This window comes from Mycobacterium sp. NGS63, from assembly GCF_059812295.1.
In genome coordinates, this window is the sequence record NZ_JCALCJ010000006.1 from 78,563 (window position 1) to 94,081 (window position 15,519).

Annotated in this window: 17 protein-coding genes; 6 read left to right on the plus strand and 11 right to left on the minus strand. The window is 69.9% G+C overall.

What is annotated here, in order from left to right; genetic code table 11:
* Window positions 1–22 precede the first annotated feature (22 nt).
* On the minus strand, window positions 23–808 hold the full coding sequence (locus AC5Y4Z_RS16710) for a spirocyclase AveC family protein (protein ID WP_499965580.1): 786 nt from the start codon (window positions 806–808) through the stop codon (window positions 23–25).
* 133 nt (window positions 809–941) lie between these two features.
* On the opposite strand from AC5Y4Z_RS16710, the gene AC5Y4Z_RS16715 reads away from it, so the two are divergent.
* Together AC5Y4Z_RS16715 and AC5Y4Z_RS16720 are read left to right on the plus strand one after the other, a co-directional pair.
* Window positions 942–1,592 (plus strand): TetR/AcrR family transcriptional regulator, encoded by a 651-nt coding sequence (locus AC5Y4Z_RS16715; protein WP_499965581.1) that lies wholly within the window; start codon window positions 942–944, stop codon window positions 1,590–1,592.
* 13 nt (window positions 1,593–1,605) lie between these two features.
* Window positions 1,606–2,793, plus strand: coding sequence for a cytochrome P450 (locus AC5Y4Z_RS16720; protein ID WP_499965582.1), 1,188 nt, complete (start codon window positions 1,606–1,608; stop codon window positions 2,791–2,793).
* Window positions 2,794–2,861: 68 nt separating this feature from the next.
* Here AC5Y4Z_RS16720 and AC5Y4Z_RS16725 read toward each other — a convergent pair whose 3' ends face one another.
* From AC5Y4Z_RS16725 to AC5Y4Z_RS16745, 5 genes are read right to left on the minus strand one after another with little or no spacing between them, the layout of a single operon-like run.
* The gene (locus AC5Y4Z_RS16725; protein ID WP_499965583.1) at window positions 2,862–3,848 is read right to left on the minus strand and encodes an alpha/beta fold hydrolase; all 987 of its coding nucleotides are present in this window, start codon (window positions 3,846–3,848) and stop codon (window positions 2,862–2,864) included.
* Between the two features lie 21 nt (window positions 3,849–3,869).
* Window positions 3,870–4,880, minus strand: coding sequence for a zinc-dependent alcohol dehydrogenase (locus AC5Y4Z_RS16730; protein ID WP_499965584.1), 1,011 nt, complete (start codon window positions 4,878–4,880; stop codon window positions 3,870–3,872).
* Window positions 4,877–6,070, minus strand: coding sequence for a sulfotransferase family protein (locus AC5Y4Z_RS16735; protein ID WP_499965585.1), 1,194 nt, complete (start codon window positions 6,068–6,070; stop codon window positions 4,877–4,879). The genes AC5Y4Z_RS16730 and AC5Y4Z_RS16735 overlap by 4 nt, the downstream gene beginning before the upstream one ends.
* Window positions 6,071–6,073: 3 nt before the next feature.
* A complete protein-coding gene (locus AC5Y4Z_RS16740; RefSeq protein WP_499965586.1) occupies window positions 6,074–6,823 on the minus strand; it encodes an SDR family NAD(P)-dependent oxidoreductase in 750 nt (249 codons plus the stop codon).
* Complete coding sequence (locus tag AC5Y4Z_RS16745; RefSeq protein ID WP_499965587.1) at window positions 6,820–8,064, minus strand: alkyl sulfatase dimerization domain-containing protein; 1,245 nt, start codon at window positions 8,062–8,064, stop codon at window positions 6,820–6,822. The genes AC5Y4Z_RS16740 and AC5Y4Z_RS16745 overlap by 4 nt, the downstream gene beginning before the upstream one ends.
* Window positions 8,065–8,106: 42 nt before the next feature.
* On the opposite strand from AC5Y4Z_RS16745, the gene AC5Y4Z_RS16750 reads away from it, so the two are divergent.
* Window positions 8,107–8,877 (plus strand): SDR family NAD(P)-dependent oxidoreductase, encoded by a 771-nt coding sequence (locus tag AC5Y4Z_RS16750; RefSeq protein ID WP_499965588.1) that lies wholly within the window; start codon window positions 8,107–8,109, stop codon window positions 8,875–8,877.
* On the plus strand, window positions 8,877–9,497 hold the full coding sequence (locus tag AC5Y4Z_RS16755; RefSeq protein ID WP_499965589.1) for a TetR/AcrR family transcriptional regulator: 621 nt from the start codon (window positions 8,877–8,879) through the stop codon (window positions 9,495–9,497). The genes AC5Y4Z_RS16750 and AC5Y4Z_RS16755 overlap by 1 nt, the downstream gene beginning before the upstream one ends.
* A 23-nt stretch (window positions 9,498–9,520) precedes the next feature.
* On the opposite strand, the gene AC5Y4Z_RS16760 is transcribed toward AC5Y4Z_RS16755, so the two are convergent.
* Genes AC5Y4Z_RS16760 through AC5Y4Z_RS16770 form a run of 3 tightly spaced genes read right to left on the minus strand, consistent with a single transcriptional unit; the run spans window position 9,521 to window position 11,576 of the window.
* Window positions 9,521–10,021 (minus strand): lipoprotein LpqH, encoded by a 501-nt coding sequence (locus AC5Y4Z_RS16760; protein WP_499965938.1) that lies wholly within the window; start codon window positions 10,019–10,021, stop codon window positions 9,521–9,523.
* 45 nt (window positions 10,022–10,066) lie between these two features.
* Window positions 10,067–10,789, minus strand: a complete 723-nt coding sequence (locus AC5Y4Z_RS16765) for a hypothetical protein (RefSeq protein ID WP_499965939.1) — start codon at window positions 10,787–10,789, stop codon at window positions 10,067–10,069.
* A 7-nt stretch (window positions 10,790–10,796) separates the two neighbouring features.
* On the minus strand, window positions 10,797–11,576 hold the full coding sequence (locus AC5Y4Z_RS16770; RefSeq protein WP_499965590.1) for an SDR family NAD(P)-dependent oxidoreductase: 780 nt from the start codon (window positions 11,574–11,576) through the stop codon (window positions 10,797–10,799).
* Window positions 11,577–11,611: 35 nt separating this feature from the next.
* Between AC5Y4Z_RS16770 and AC5Y4Z_RS16775 the strand changes: the two genes are divergently transcribed.
* Window positions 11,612–12,442 (plus strand): 5'-methylthioadenosine/S-adenosylhomocysteine nucleosidase, encoded by an 831-nt coding sequence (locus tag AC5Y4Z_RS16775; protein WP_499965591.1) that lies wholly within the window; start codon window positions 11,612–11,614, stop codon window positions 12,440–12,442.
* A gap of 8 nt (window positions 12,443–12,450) precedes the next feature.
* Here the strand turns inward: AC5Y4Z_RS16775 and AC5Y4Z_RS16780 are convergent, their stop codons facing one another.
* The gene (locus tag AC5Y4Z_RS16780) at window positions 12,451–13,305 is read right to left on the minus strand and encodes a sulfurtransferase (protein WP_499965940.1); all 855 of its coding nucleotides are present in this window, start codon (window positions 13,303–13,305) and stop codon (window positions 12,451–12,453) included.
* Between the two features lie 192 nt (window positions 13,306–13,497).
* On the opposite strand from AC5Y4Z_RS16780, the gene AC5Y4Z_RS16785 reads away from it, so the two are divergent.
* Complete coding sequence (locus AC5Y4Z_RS16785) at window positions 13,498–13,824, plus strand: DUF732 domain-containing protein (RefSeq protein ID WP_499965592.1); 327 nt, start codon at window positions 13,498–13,500, stop codon at window positions 13,822–13,824.
* A gap of 33 nt (window positions 13,825–13,857) precedes the next feature.
* On the opposite strand, the gene AC5Y4Z_RS16790 is transcribed toward AC5Y4Z_RS16785, so the two are convergent.
* A complete protein-coding gene (locus tag AC5Y4Z_RS16790) occupies window positions 13,858–15,450 on the minus strand; it encodes a Na+/H+ antiporter (protein WP_499965593.1) in 1,593 nt (530 codons plus the stop codon).
* Between the last annotated feature and the right edge of the window lie 69 nt (window positions 15,451–15,519).

Sequence of the window (15,519 nt, forward strand, 5' to 3'; positions counted from 1 at the left end):
CAACAAGTCGACGTTGGGCGGGTCACTTGGGTTGGTTCGGCACGCCGGGGTACAGCTGCTCCGTCGGGCCCGCGGTCACGTAGCCGCCCAGCTTGGTAATCAGGTGCGGCGCAAACACCGCGCCGTAGACCAGGTGGCCGATGACGATGACGGCCACGACCGAAAGCACCGCCGACTGGCCCCGGGTTTTCGATCTCTTGTCGGCCCACATGTCGATGACGTTTCGTCCTTCGGCATCCGTGCGCCCGAGCAGATAGGTGAAGAGCATCATCTGGATGCCCATGGCCAGCGAGTCGTACAGCGGGTACTGGTGCTTGGTGCCCTCGAAGATCGCGAGGCCGGGAATCACGTAGCCGTAGTAGAAGTTGCCGAGCTGGGCCCCCGTGTAGCCGTTGAAGAACAGCGCCCAGCAGAAGCCGACTACGAGCCCGACGACCAGCAGGGTAATCGGCCTGCGCCAGTTGAACTTTGCGCTCAGCCAGCGCCCGAGGGCGGCCGCGGTCACCGCGGGAATGATGAAGTAGGAGACATACCCGATCGGCACGGCCAGCGGCAACCCGCCCCACGTCACGTTCAGCGGCCACCAGGACGGCATGCGGGGCAGGCCGGGCGGAAACTGCGCGTACATCGCCCAGTCATACGGTGACTCGATCCAGGAGAACGAGATCGCCGAAATGCCGAGCAGCAACAGCGGGTGGATGCGGCGGCGCCGGTAGCTCAGATAGACGCCGGCGATCAGGAACGCGATGCTCGCGGCGTACGAAAAGTACTGTGCCCCGGCCATCACCGGCGTCATCTGGGCGCTCACCGGCGTCGCGCCTCCGGGTCGTAGCGGAGCACCAACCCGAATATCAGGACGATCAGACCGAACAGCGTGCCGAGCATGATGACGGCGCCCACGTCCGCACCCCTTTCTGGATAGTGGGTGCTATCTTAAGGTGGTGGCTCAGCGAACCGCAACAACCAACCCGACCGAGCCGGCGACGCGGCGCGCCCGCGGCGCGCCGCGCAAGCTGCTGCTCGACACCGCGCGGGCGCGCTTCGCCCGGCAGGACTACCGCAGTACGACGACGCGCGAAATCGCCCAGGCCGCAGGCGTCACCGAGCACCTGTTGTTCCGTCACTTCGGTTCGAAGGCGGCGCTGTTCCGCGAGGCGCTCGTGCTGCCGTTCACCAACTTCGTCGACGAATTCGGCCAGACGTGGCGGGAGGTCGTCCCGGAGGAGACCGACGAGGAGGAGCTGGCGCGGCGCTTCGTCGGGCAGCTCTACGACGTGTTCGTCGAACACCAGGGCCTGCTGCTGACACTGATGGCGTCCGAGGCGCTCAGCGAGGAGGAAAAGGCCGACGCGGGCATCGCCGAGATCCGGCGGGCGATCACGACGCTCGGCCAGATCAGCGCCGAGGGCATGCACCTGCGGGGGTTGCGGTCGGATCACCCTGACCTGCCGGCACATTCGACGGTGGCGATGATCGCCGGCATGGCGGCGCTGCGTTCGACCTACTTCGGGACGAAGCCGCCGTCGCGCGAGACCATCGTCGACGAACTCGTCCAGGCCATCCTGCACGGCTTCCTGCACCGGAACGGTTGAAAGGGAATCGGGAATGACCAGCGCGATCGAGTTGTACTACGACCCGTTCGACGTCGCGATCGACGACGACCCCTATCCGGTCTGGAAGCGGATGCGCGAAGAGGCGCCGCTGTATTACAACGAGAAGTACAACTTCTACGCGCTGAGCCGCTACGAGGACGTGGCGCGCGAGCTGCCGAACTGGGAGACCTACCGGTCCGGTCGCGGCACCACCGCCGACATCCTGTTCAACAACCTTCAGGTGCCGCCGGGCATCCTGCTGTTCGAGGATCCGCCGCTGCACGACCTGCACCGCCGGCTGCTGTCCCGGGTTTTCACGCCCCGGCGCATGCTGGCCGTCGAGGATCTGGTGCGCGGATTCTGTGTGCGCGAGCTGGATCCGTTGGTCGGGGCCGGCGGCTTCGACTTCATCGTCGACCTCGGGGCGATGATGCCGATGCGGACCATCGGCTACCTGCTGGGCATCCCCGAGGCCGACCAGGAGGCCATCCGGGATCGCAACCAGTCGTTCATCGAGAGCCGCGACCCCGGCGAGGTCACCCAGAAGGTGTTCGAGGATTCGATCATCATGTTCGCGGAGTACATCGAATGGCGCGCCAATCATCCGTCCGACGACCTGATGACCGAGCTGCTGCGCGCCGAGATCGACGAGGCCGACGGCACGCGGCGCCCGCTGTCGCGCACCGAGGTGCTGGCCTACACGGCCATGATCGCCGGCGCCGGCAACGAAACCACGGCCCGGCTCATCGGTTTCATGGGGCAGCTGCTGTCGGATCACCCGGAGCAGCGCCGCGAGCTGGTCGCCGACCCGTCGCTGATCCCGGGCGCGGTCGAGGAGACGCTGCGCTACGAGCCGCCGTCGCCGGTGCAGGCCCGCTACGTGGCCCGCGACGCCGAGCACTACGGCCGCGCCGTGCCGGAGGGCTCATTCATGTTGCTGCTCAACGGTTCCGCCAACCGCGACCCGCGACAGTTCCCGGACCCGGATCGCTTCGACATCCACCGCCAGGGCGGCCACCTCAGCTTCGGGCAGGGCGTGCACTTCTGCCTGGGCTCGGCGCTGGCGCGCATGGAGGCCCGGGTCGCCTTCGAGGAGGTCCTCAAGCGCTGGCCGGAGTGGGACGTCGACTACGCCAACGCGCAGCGCGCGCACACCGCCAGCGTGCGCGGCTGGGCGCGCCTGCCGGTCGTCACCGGATGACGTGCTCGAATGTGCGGCCAGCCGCACATTCGAGCTCGACCGTGCGGCCAGCAGCACGCTCGCGGCAGCTAGGAGGCGCTAGCGTCCACCAGGACGGCGCCGTCGGGCTGGTTGCCGAGCGTCTGCAGCGCGACGTCCTCGCCCGCGGCGGTGAGGCGCACGATCTGGGCCAGTTGCGCGGGGGCGTCGCACTGCAGGTAGTGGTCGGCGCCGGGCACCACCCAGTAGCGGTTGCGGCCGGGCTTGTTCTTCAGGTAGGTGTGCCAGACGTAGTTGGGGACGCGCAGCGGCGAGACGTTGTCGTGGATGCCCCACACCACCGTCGTGTTGACCGGGCTGGTGGAAAGCGCCTCCAGCCAACCGGTTTCGTCGGCGGCGCGCTCGTTGAGGTATTGGATCGTGTCGGGCAGCACGCGGATGCCGTCGTTGAAAGCGAAGCACTTGGCCAGCGCGGCGATCTCGGGGTCCTCGAGCGTCCGGCGCGGCATGAAAGTGCTGAACCCCAGGCCGGCCGCCAGCGTCTCCGGGGTCGTCGCGGCCGCGGTGTCGCGCCCGGTGGCGGGGTCGAGCAGGGCGGTCTGGAACACCGTCAGGTTGGACAGCGGGAGATAGATGTTGGCGTTGGTCAGGATGAGATCGACCGGCGCGGGCTGTCCCTGCGCCGCCAGCATCTCGAGCGCGATCATGGCGACGCTGCTGCCGCGGTCGTGGGCCAGCATCCGGAATTCGGTCAGCTGCCACGCCTGGGTGATCGCGTAGACCAGCAGGCGCGCATCGTCGTAAAGCGAATAGGCGTGCGGCGCCGGCGGCTTGTCCGACAACCCGTAGCCGGGGAAGTCCAGGGTGAAGATGTCGAACTCGGAGCCCAGCTCGCGGGACAGGGCGAAGTAGTCGATGCTCGACGTCGGGAAGCCGTGCACCAGCACCAGCGCGGGCGCTCCTGCGGTGCCGCATCGGCGGCTGAAGACGGACAGTTCGCGGCCTTCGTTAGCGGCCGTCGTCGAGCGCCAGCGCAGCTCGGTGCCGCCGTTTTGCCACTCCGCGAAGATGTCCAAGCTGCCAAGCATAGACGCGCGTCAGGGAAAAGTGACGACAACCTTGTCCGCGGCGCCCGGCGTGCTCGCCAGTTCGAGTGCGGCGTCGACGTTCTCGAACGGGACGGTGTGGCTGACGATCAGTTGGTAGCGCTCCCAGTTCGCGACCAGATCCTCGGTGACCTGAAAGATCTCGTCGGGGTATCCCATGGACCCGACGATGTTGATCTCGTTGCTCATCACGTTGACCAGCTCGACGGGCACCGGTTCCTTGTGGACGCCGACGATGCCCAGGGTGGCCCCCTTCTTCGCGGCGGCCAGCGCGGTGTTGACGACGGCGGGCGCCCCGGCGGCGTCGAGGTAGATGTCGGTGCCCGCCTTGCCCGGAAACATGCTTTCGCCCTCGCCGTGCAGCTCGATGAGGCGCTTCACGACGTCCTCGTCGGCGGAGTTGACGACGGCGTCCGCGCCGATCAGCAGCGCCTTCGACAGGCGGGCCGGCACCAGGTCGGCCACCACGACGTGGCTGACGCCAAGGGATTTGAACGCCAGCACCGCGCCCAGCCCCACCGGGCCGGCGCCGAACACGACGACCTTGTCCGACGCCTTGGGCCGGCAGCGGTTGACGCCGTGGCGGCCGACGGCCATCGGCTCGTTGAGCGCGGCGACCTCCCACGGGATGTGGTCGGGGATGACTTCCAAACTCGTTCCGCGGACGGCGTTCTCGATCAGTAGATACTCGGCGAGCCCGCCGGTGGCGCCGCCGTTGCCGATGATGTTGCTGGGGGCGGCCATGGGGTTGACGACCACGTGGTCGCCGACGGCGACGCCGGACACCCCGTCGCCGACCTCGGCGACCTCCCCGGCGGGCTCGTGGCCGAGCGGCATGCGCCCCTGGCGGGGCGGGACGCCGCCGATGGTGATGTAGAACGCGTCGGAACCGCAGATGCCGCAGGCGCGCATCTTGACGAGCACGTCGTTCGCGCCTACTCGCGGGCGGTCCGCGTCGACGACCGCGGTCTGGCCGGGGCCGGTCACCATGGCCACTTTCATGGCGTGCCTTCCATTTCGATGTCGAACGTGTCGAGGTACTCGGCGAAGATCGGCTCGAGCCGCTCTATGGTCAGGCCGTATTCGTCGAGGCGGTAGGAGTTGAGGGCGAACCGGTCCTGCGGATGCCCATCCAGCCAATCCCGCATGCGCGCTTCGGTTTCGGCGGTGAGCGGCTCGTCGGCCCAGGCGTAGATGCGGCGCATGACGCCCATCGGGTCGCGCATCATCTCGTGGTAGTACATGTGGAAGAAGCGGTCGTCGCCGATGCGATCCCGCGCCCGCAGCGGCCGCTCGACGTGGTGGCGCATCTGCTCCATGGCGTTGCGCCCCATGGCGTTCGGGTCGATCGCGTCGGGGTGCAGCACCATGCCCTTGGGCAGCTTCCACAGGTTGCACAGCGAGCCGGTCGCCTTGTAGGGGTCGCGATGGGCCCAGATGAGCCGGGCGTCGGGGAAGACCTTCAGCAGCGCGTCGATGTGCACCGAATGCGACGGCATCTTCAGGCTCCAGGTGCCCGGCGCGGTGGACTGCAGCACCTGCAGGTAGCGCTTCTGGTATTCGTAGGTGCTGGTCAGGTCGGCCTCGTGGCACAGCCATTCGGCATACCGCGAGGTGGACAGGAACGAGTCCCAGGACAGGCCCTTGAAGTCCTGGTTGTGGATGAACATGTCCTCGGTGGGGCCGTCGGCGTCTTCCCAGTGCGGCAGAGCGACTTTCGCCTGCTTGACCATCGCGAGGATGTTGCGCTGTTCCTCCAGCAGGGCCAGGCAGCGCGGGTCGGTGCGCAGCGCCTCGGTGGGCGCCGGGGGTATCGGGTGCACGCACTGCCAATGCAGCAGCGATCGGCGCGCCGGGTCCTGGTCGAGCAGGTAGCTGATGACCGTGGTGCCGGTGCGGGGCATGCCGAGCACGATCAGCGGCCGCTCGACCGGCGCGTCGAGGACCTCGGGGTGCTCCTGGATGTAGGCGTGGACCTGGAGCCGGCGGCCCAGCGCATCGGTGGCGTCGCCCAGGATGCGTTCGCGGCCGAACGGCGTGAACGCCGGCGAGCTGTTCAGGTCGTCGAGGATGAGTTGCAGGCCCTCGCGCCACGAGTCGGAGTCGACCTCGCTGAGCCCGGTGCGCTGCGCGGCCAGCTTGAGGACGTCGTCGGGGGACGCAATGTTGGCAAATTCGTTTAGGTCGCTCATGGTTCAGACCGTCAGGTATCCGCCGTCGACGGCGATGGTGCTGCCGGTGATGTACGAGGCGGCGTCGGTACACAAGAACAGCGCCGCGCCCGCGCAGTCCTGCGGTGTCCCGGGCCGGCCCAGCGGGGTGTGGAAGCCGATCTCGACGTCCATCACCGCGGGAATTCCCATGGCCGGGTGCGTCATTCGCGTGTCGATCAGCCCGGGCGCGATCGCGTTGACCCGGATGCCGTCGTCGGCCCATCGGCGGGAGAGGTTCATCGTCAGCGCGAGCAGGCCCATCTTCGACGAGGCGTAGCCGGGCACGAAGACCGCCGACCGGAACGCGGACATCGACACGACGCTGACGACGCTCGCGCCGCCGGGCGCGTTGCTCGCCTTGAGGCGGTCGTGGCAGCGCATGGTCAGCCGCATCGGGCCGAGCATGTTCTGGGTCACCGACGCGACGTAGCCGTCGGGGTCGTATTCGTCGCCGGCGGGGTAGGGGCCGCCGGCGTTGTTGACCAGGATGTCCAGCTCGCCCAGGCCGTCGGCCAGGGCGTCGACGGAATCGGGGTCCTGGATCTGGCACTGCCGGTAGGTGAACGCGCCCAGGTCGGTTTCGGGGTAGTCCGCGGCCGACCCGCGGGTGCCGGTCACGGTGACCGCGGCGCCGGCCTTGGCGAACGCGGCGGCGATCGCGTTGCCGATGCCGCTGGTGCCGCCGGTCACCAGCACGTTGGCGCCGGTGAAGTCGAAGCTGACGGTGTTCATTCGTGCGCCCTCAATTCCTCGATCGACTTGGTGAGCCAGGCCTTGTCCCAGAAGTTTTCGGTTTCGCCCAGCAGCGCCTCGTGCGCGTCCGCGGCGACCGCGCGCGCCGGCGCATGCCCGGGCTGGGCGGCCAGCACCAGGTCGGTCAGGTGCAGCGCCTGCACGGGCCGCCCGGCGTTCACGTGGGCGCGCGCGGCGTCCACCAGCGCGCCGGCGCCGGCGGCGGCCACCACGTCGGCCGCGACGGAATCCGGTGGGACGCCGTAGAGCTCGGTGGTGGAGCGATGCCGGAACCAGCCGGTGTACATCTCCCAGATGGCGCGCACGTTCCAGGAGGTCTTCCCGTAGCCCTCGCCGATATCGAGGTGTTCGGGCACTGCGACCTCGCGCATGGCGGTGTGCAGGTCGGCGCCGGCATTCATCAGTTCGAGGGTGCGCTCGTGGACGGCCTGCATGGCGTCGCGCATCGCGGTGACCTCCTCGGCGATGCGGTCGGCGCCCTCGATGGGGGCGAAGTGGCCGGTGATCAGCCGCCGCGGCCCGTATTCCAGCACCGTGTTCAGCGACTCGATGTACAGCACGGGGTCGCGGTAGCGGTCGCCGCGAATGGTCATCAGGTTCGGCACGTGCCCGAACAGCGGGCCGAACAGGTTGCCGCTGAACAGGATCCGGTCCTCGGGCAGCCACACCACCAGCGCGTCGGTGGTCTCGCCGCCGGGCGTCCAGGCCAGCTCGAAGGCGCGCCCGCCGATCGTCATGGCGTGGCGCCGGTCGAAGGTCGTGGTCGGTTCGGGGAAGGAGAAGTCGATCGTGGCCGGGTCGAGCGTTTTGAAATGCTCGAGCATCGCGTCGGAGAACTTCTGGAACGCGAACGACGTCTTGGGCACGCGGTAGCCCATCAGCCGCTGGTTGTCGTCGCGCCAGTACCGGTAGTTGCGGTGCATGATCACGTCGGTCTCGTCGTCGCGCAGCGAGTGCACCCCGCCCCAGTGGTCGGCGTGCCCCTGGGTGATCACGATGGCCCGGGCCGGGCCCGGCACGCCGGCAAAGGCCTTGCGGTGCAACGGGCCTTCGAAGACCAGCCCGGTGTTGACGTGGACCCGCCCGTCGTCGGTGGCGACCGCGTAGGCGTTCGAGACGCCGGGCGACACCCAGATGCCGTCGCCCAGGGGAACCGCGGGGGCGTCCGTCGCCGCCGCGAGATCGTTCGCGCCCGGACGCTCCCGATGAATTCCGGCCATGACTGGCGATCCTCTACAGTTCTAGAGGTAAAGTCAATATCCATGGCACTGCAGGGTTTGGCGGACAAGGTCGCGGTCGTGGTCGGCGGCGCGACGGGCATCGGCGCGGCGACGGCCGCCCGGCTCGGCGAGGAGGGCTGCCGGGTGGTGGTCGGCGACATCGCGGCCGACGCCGCGCGCCAGACCGCCGAGCGCATCGCCGCGTCGGGCGGGACGGCGACCCACGTCGCGTTCGACCTGGCGGATCCCGAGTCGGTCGCCCGCCTGATCGACGCCGCCTCGGCCGGCTACGGCGGCGTCGACCTGCTGTTCAACGTCGGCGCGGACATGAGCACGATCCGCGCGGACACCGACGTGGTCACCATCGATTTCGACGTGTGGGATCGCGTGGTGGCGGTGAGCCTGCGCGGGTATGTGGCAGCCATGAAGTACGCGATCCCGTCGATGCTCGGTCGCGGCGGCGGGGCGATCGTCAACATGTCCTCGGCCGCCGCGTTCCAGGGCGAGCCGGCGCGGCCGGCGTACGCCACCGCGAAGGCCGGAATCGGCGCGCTCACCCGGCATGTCGCGTCCCGGTGGGGCAAGGAGGGCATCCGGTGCAACGCGGTCGCGCCGGGGTTCACCGCGACGGACGCCATCCGTTCCGTGCCGCAGTGGCCGGAGCTGGAGGCCGGCGCGCTCAAGCGGATCCGCGGAACCCGGGTGGGCGAGCCGTCGGACATCGCGTCGCTGGTCGCCTTTTTGCTGTCGGAGGAGGGCTTCTGGATCAACGGACAGGTCATCAACATCGACGGCGGGACCGTCCTGCGCTGATGGCCGGCGGCACACCACGCAAACGCGACGGCGACGAACGCCGCCGCGAACTGTGCGACGCCGCGATCCGGGTGCTGGCCGAGCACGGGTCGCGCGGGCTGACCCACGGGCGCGTCGACCGCTACGCCGGCGTGCCCGAGGGCACGACGTCGTACTACTACCGCACCCGCGCCGCGCTGCTGCAGGGCGTCGGCAAGCGCGTCGCCGAGATCGATATCGCCAACCTGAAGTCGGTGATCGACCGGCCGCTCGACCCCGAGTCGCCGTTCGCGCACCTGGCGGAGCTGACCATGATGCAGGCCGACGGCCCTGGGCTGATGCTGAACCGGGCCCGCCACGAACTGCTCCTGGACGCCGTGCGCGACCCCGGGCTGGCCGAGACGTCGCAGGCCTTCGTCGCGCGGATCACCGCGATGGCCCGCGAAGCCGTCGCGCACCTGCAGCCCGACACCGACGACCCCGCGCTGCTCGACGCGCAGACGACGGCCGTCACCACCTTCATCGGGGGTGTGTTCGCCCGGCTGGTGGCCGGCGACCGCACCATCAGCGACGCGGGGCAGTTCGCGCGGTTGTTGCAGGCGGTCGTCATCGCGGTCGAGGCGACCGCTGGCTCCTCGTGAAATACCCGGTGCCGCAGCGGGTTTCACGGACAGGTCACGTGGATCCCGAACGTCACCGGGTGGACGTCGCCCTGATCGGGTGACACGCCGTCGCCCGTCCCGGTCACCGTGTAGCTGTTGCCGTCCTTGGTCGCCTGCACCTGGGTCGCGGACTGCGGCGCCTGGTAGGGCACCTGGTACTGCCCGGAGGCCACCTTGAGCGAGAAGCCGAAGCCGTCGACGGTGGGCGGCATTTCGTCCGAGAGCGCCAGCGACACGGACGCCGAGTCGTCGCGCACGCTGATCCGGGTGGTCAGGGTTCCCGACTCCGACGGCGTCGCATCGGACCGCGCGGCCGAGCGCTGGCAGTCGACCTTGGTCGTGATGGTGTGCTTGTCGCCGCCCGCCATGACGGTCGTGGCGGGCGGGGGCGGGCTCGAACTCGTGGCCGGCGGCGGCTGAGCGCCGTTGCCGGCACAAGCCGACACGACCACGCCGAGCCCCGCCGCGGCGAGCCTGAGCAGCCGCCGGTGCGAGTCGGTCATCTCACGTCCTCCCCTGGTCACCACGAGGACTATAGAGCCCAGTGTTCAGCGCCAGGCGTCCCAGCTGACCATGCTGCGCAACGGCCCGGCGAACACGGGCCGCACTGCGATGGAGCGCCACCGCTGCTCGATGAGGGGAGCCAGGGCGTCGGTGGTGGCGAGTGGGTCGTCGTCGAGGTAGACGACGGTGATGTATTGGTGGTCCGTGCGCCAGCCGCGGGGCAGGTGGCTCCACCCGGCGCTCGACCCGAAGGTCCACGCGCCGGCCGTGCCGGGCTCGGCGAGCAGAGCCGGATGGTGTTCGGCGTGTAGCCATTGCAGCCACTGGTCCGGGCGCCCGTCGGTGGGTTCCTCGACGATCAGCACGACGCCGCGGTGCGGCCGGAACGGCACCACCTCCGCGGACACCAGCGCGTGCGGGGAGGCCTGCCACTGCAGCAGGCGCAGGCCGGCCACCTGCAGCGACGGCCGCACGACGGGGAAGCGGCCGTTCTCCCGCAGCGTGCGCCCGAGCGCGACGAAGTCGTCGAAGGTCTGCTCGACGGGGTCGCCGACCAAATAGTGCACCGCGTTGCCCACCTGTCCCAGCGGCCCGTCGGCCGCCAGGCGGTGGGCCGGATAGTCGCCGTCGGCGATCCAGCGCAGGCCGTGCACGATGCCCGGCAGCTGGTATTGCTCGGGCATGTGATCCAGCAGGTGCCAGCGCAGGTAGCCACCGTCGTCCTCGGACGCGGCGGTGAGGCTGAAAACGCCTGCCCTGACCCGGATCACGCGCTCATCCCTGCATGTACCCGCCGGCGTCGACGGGGATGGATTGGCCGGTGATGGTTCGGCTCTCGTCGCTGGCCAAGAACAGCGCCAGGTTGGCGACGTCCTGCGGTGACGAAATGTCCTGCAAGGGCAGGCCTTTGAGGGTGCGCTCGCGCACGGCGGCGACGTCGACGCCCTGCTCGTCGGCGGTGCGTTGCGTCCAGTTGCGCCACAGGTCGGTGTCGATGACCCCGGGCACGATGCAGTTGCAGCGGATGCCGTGCGGGCCGACTTCCAGCGCAACGGCTTTGGTGAACGCCCGCAGCGACGCCTTGGCGGTGACGTAGTGGGTCTTGCGGACCATGCCGGTGTAGCCGACGGTCGAGGAGAAGTTCAGGATGACACCGCTCCGGCGTTGCAGCATCGACTGGTTGAGCACCTCGCGGGTGCACAGCATCGCCGCGGTGACGTCGATGGCGATGGTGGAGTTCCAGTTGTCCAGCGTCTGTTCCCAGATCCAGCGGTCCCGACCGGGCGCCGCGGCGTTGTTGCACAGGATGTCGACCTGGCCGAATTCGGCGACGGCCCGCGCCACCATGGCGGCGACGTCGTCCTCGTCGGTGACGTCGGCGCGCATCGCGATGGCGCCCGGCCCCGCCGCTTTCGCCGCCTCACGAACCAGTTCCTCGCGCCGCGCGGCCAGCAGCACCCGGGCGCCCTCCGCGACGAACAGCGAGCCCATCACCGGCCCCAGACCGCTGCTCGCCCCGGTGACGATCGCGACCTTGCCTTCGAGCCTGCGCACGCGTCGACACTAGCGATAGGCGAAAATCGACTGTCATGCCAGTCCAGCAGCGGCGCACGCTGGTGCTGTCCGCCTTCCCGGCCGAGGCGGACGCGGTGCTGTCGCACACCGCGCTCGATCCCGATCCGGTGGTGGTGGCCGACCGCCGGCACTTCTACCTCGGCTCGATCGGCGGCAAGAAGGTGATCGTGGCGATGACCGGCATCGGGCTGGTCAACGCGACGCAGACGGCCCAGACCGCATTCTCGTCCCCGTTTTCGATTGAGGCCGTGGTGTTCTCGGGCGTGGCCGGCGGCGGGGCGCGCGTCAACATCGCGGACGTGGCCGTCCCGGCCCGATGGACCAGCGACGGCGGCGCCACCTTCCGCCCGGTCGATCCCGGCATGCTGGCCGCGGCCCGTGCGCTCACGGTCGGCCCGAAGCGCCGGGCGCGGCTGGTGGTCGGTGGCGACGGGTGCAGCGCGGACAACCACAACGGCCGGGCGTTCCCGTGCATCCCGAACGGCGGCGACGTGTTCGGATGCCAGCCCCGCCGCGCGCCCGACCGGTCGATCTTCCACACCGGCAACTTCTTTCGGGCCGCGTGGCCGTGGCTGCGACACTCCTTGCTTTCCAACGCCAACATCGCCTTGACCGGGGACCCGGCGTTCGACGCGACCGACAACGAGACCGCCGCGGTGCAGGCCGTCGCCGACGCGCACGGCACCCCGTTCCTGGGGATCCGCGGCATCTCGGACGGCGCCGGCGACCCGCTGCACCTGCCGGGCTTCCCGTTCCAGTTCTTCCTCTACAAGCGGATCGCGGCGGCCAACGCCGCCCGGGTCACCGCGGCCTTCCTGCGGAGCTGGTCGCCTGAAAAGCCTTGAGGCGCAGGCTAGTCCGGGCCGCGCGCGACGGGCCGGTCCGGATCCGCACACCACTCCGACCACGACCCCGGATACAGGGCGGACTGCCGGCCCGCCGCGGCCAGCGCCGCGATCACGATCGCCGCGGTGACCCCCGAGCCGCAATAGACGCCCACTGGGCCGCCCGGCAACCGCTCAAAAGCGTCCGCGCCGACGAACGTTCCCTCGCCCGACAGCACCGCGCCGCTGGGAAGGTTTGTGGCGCCGGGGATGTGGCCGGCGGCCGGGTCGAGGGGCTCGACGTCGCCGCGGAAGCGCTCCGGTGCCCGCGCGTCGAGCAGCGTCACGGCGCCGAGCTGCTCGGCGGTCAGCGTGGGCAGGGCGCCGGCGTACAGGTCGTCGTGGGGAACGGTCACGTTCCCGGGCGGCGGGTCGACCGGGCCGGCCTCGAGGCCCCGCCCGGTCGCGCGCCATGCCGGCAGGCCGCCGTCCAGGATGCGCACCTCGGGCAGCCCGGCCGCGGTCAGCACCCACCAGGCGCGGGTGGAGCCGGCCCGATTCCAGTCGTCGTAGACCACGATCGCGTCGCCGTCCCGGATGCCCCAGCGGCGCGCGGCGGCCTGCAGGGCGGGCCCGGACGGCAGCGGGTGGCGGCCGCGGCGGGCGACGCCGTGGTCGCTGAGGTCGTCCTCGAGCGACACGTACACCGCGCCCGGCAGATGCCCCTTCAGGTAGGCCGCGCGGCCGTCGGGTTCGTCGAGGCGCCACCGCACGTCGAGGATGGCCGGCGGGTCGCCCGCGTCGACGAGAGCGGCCAGCTCGGCGGCGGTGATCAGCACCCGATCCCGTGCCCCAACAGCGCACCTCCCAGCCGTGAACGCGATCGAAATTGAAGGTGAACTTCTTCTTGCGGGGGCGAGCCGCGCCGCGCGCCCCCTTTAAACTCGATGAGAATTAAAACATGAACTGCGGATTGGACTTTGGCTTTCGACGGGCCTGGCGGCGGGCGGGCCGTTGACCACCGGCTCGCTCGCGCGCAACGATCGATCCAGTCAAACATCGGAAGTGATGGGGGCATGAAAAAGAAGATCTCCGCGTACGCATTCGGCGCGCTGTTGGCCGCGATGGTGGTGCCCACCGGGGTGGCGCACGCCGACCAGACGGACCAGGACTTCACCAACTACCTGACGTCGCACGGGATCAACCTCGGTGCCGCCCAGGAGGTGCGGATGGCGCACGTGATGTGCGACGACCTCGAGGCGGGCTACAGCCAGAAGGACGAGGTCGACCAGCTGACCGGGGCAGACAAGCTGTCGCAGGCGCAGGCCGAGACCTTCATCGGCGCCGCCACCGCGGACTACTGTCCGAACAAGCACAGCGGCGCGAAGCCGGCCGCCAAGTAGGGGTTCGCCGAAGGGCCTGCGGCCCAGCGTCTTTCAGTCGTCGTTGCCGGCGTTGAGTAGTTGCACTTCCTCGAGGTCCATCTCGTTCTGCAGCTCGCGCAGCACGATGTCGTCGATCAGGTTCTGGTTGCGCAGGGCGGTGATCTCGCGGCGCTTGTGTTCGAGCACGCCCAGGCGCACCCGTCGCACCTTCTCCTTGCCCTTGAACAGGCGGGCCTGCGTCGAACTGTCCTCGGTGGCCAGGACGAGCGCGGCCTTCTCCTCGTATTCCTTTTGCAGCCGCCGGCGCAGGTCGTCGCTGACGCCGACCTCGTCGGCCACCGCCGGCAGCGCCTCGAGCGCCGCCTGCACGCCGCGGGTCCGGGCCAGCTGCAGCTCCTCGGCGTGGGTGGTGTCGTCGGGCATCCGGGCCCAGCGCACCACGGCCGGCAGCGTCGTGCCCTGCACCAGGACGGTGACCAGGATGACGACGACCACGATGAAGATCAGCAGGTTGCGGTCGGGGAACGGCGCGCCGCTGAGCGTCGTCGTCGGGACGGCCAGCGCCGCGGCCAGCGACACGGCTCCGCGGAAACCGGCCCAGGCGGTGACGAAACGCTGGCGCACGCTGACGCGGCGCTCCCGCTGCACCGCGCGGCGGTCGAGCAGGCGAATCAGCACGGTGGTGGCTTCGCCCCACAGGATGCGCGACGCGATCACGACGCCGGTGATGGCCAGGGCCAGGTAGGCGGCGTGGCGCAGTCCGCCGCCGACGTTTTCGATGCCGTGTATCGCACCCGGGATCTGAACGCCGACGAACACCCACAGCGATCCGTTGATCAGGAACGTCGCGATGTCCCAGAAGCCGAACGCGGCCAGGCGGGACGGGGCCCGGATCACCACCGGCCCGGCGTAGGCGAGCACCAGCGCCGATACCATCACCGCGACCACGCCGCTGCAGTGGACGGCTTCGGCCAGCAGAAACGCCGCGAACGGGGTCAGCAGGCTCAGGGCGCCTTCCTCCTGCGGCGCGTCGAGCCGTTTGCGCACCAGGGTCGCCAGCCCGCCGACGAGCAGCCCGGCGGTGATGCCGCCGACGTAGGACAGGACGAACCGGCCGGCGACCTCCGGCGGGCTGATCCGCGCCCCGCCGATCGCGACCTGGACGCTCAGCGCGAACAGCACCAGCGCGGTGCCGTCGTTGATGAGGCTCTCGGCCTTCAGCACGGTGAGCGAGCGGCGCGGCAGCTTCTTGGCGAGGCCGGCCACGGCGGCGGCGTCGGTGGGCGACAGCACCGCACCCAGGACGCCCGACGCGTGCGGGTCCATGCCCAGCGAGCGCGCCGTCCACGACACCGCGGCCGCGGTGGCGATCACCAGCACGACGCTGAGGAACACGATGATGCGCGCGTTGGCGCGGATCTCGCGGAAGCTGGTGTTCAGGCCCTCCCAGTACAGGATCGCCGGCAGGAACAGCAGCAGCACGATCTCGCCGTCGACGTGCACGTGACCGAAATGCGGGATCAGGCCGAGCAGCGCGCCGAGCACGATGAGCAGCACCGGGGGACCCACGCGATAGCGCCGGCCGATGACCGTCCCCACGATGACGGTGGAAACCAGCGCGACGACGAGGACGAGGCCAAACACGTGCCCATCCTGCCGGATCGGGTTGGCTTGCGCCCCAGCGGCGCCCGCCCGGGCCGCCGCGCGACGTTG

Excerpts from the sequence above, each read along its gene's own strand:
- AC5Y4Z_RS16720 (WP_499965582.1), top strand. The coding sequence starts at position 1,606 with ATGACCAGCGCGATCGAGTTGTACTACGACCCGTTCGACGTCGCGATC.
- AC5Y4Z_RS16730 (WP_499965584.1), bottom strand. The coding sequence starts at position 4,880 with ATGAAAGTGGCCATGGTGACCGGCCCCGGCCAGACCGCGGTCGTCGAC.
- AC5Y4Z_RS16735 (WP_499965585.1), bottom strand. The coding sequence starts at position 6,070 with ATGAGCGACCTAAACGAATTTGCCAACATTGCGTCCCCCGACGACGTC.
- AC5Y4Z_RS16740 (WP_499965586.1), bottom strand. The coding sequence starts at position 6,823 with ATGAACACCGTCAGCTTCGACTTCACCGGCGCCAACGTGCTGGTGACC.
- AC5Y4Z_RS16745 (WP_499965587.1), bottom strand. The coding sequence starts at position 8,064 with ATGGCCGGAATTCATCGGGAGCGTCCGGGCGCGAACGATCTCGCGGCG.
- AC5Y4Z_RS16750 (WP_499965588.1), top strand. The coding sequence starts at position 8,107 with ATGGCACTGCAGGGTTTGGCGGACAAGGTCGCGGTCGTGGTCGGCGGC.
- AC5Y4Z_RS16755 (WP_499965589.1), top strand. The coding sequence starts at position 8,877 with ATGGCCGGCGGCACACCACGCAAACGCGACGGCGACGAACGCCGCCGC.
- AC5Y4Z_RS16760 (WP_499965938.1), bottom strand. The coding sequence starts at position 10,021 with ATGACCGACTCGCACCGGCGGCTGCTCAGGCTCGCCGCGGCGGGGCTC.
- AC5Y4Z_RS16775 (WP_499965591.1), top strand. The coding sequence starts at position 11,612 with ATGCCAGTCCAGCAGCGGCGCACGCTGGTGCTGTCCGCCTTCCCGGCC.
- AC5Y4Z_RS16785 (WP_499965592.1), top strand. The coding sequence starts at position 13,498 with ATGAAAAAGAAGATCTCCGCGTACGCATTCGGCGCGCTGTTGGCCGCG.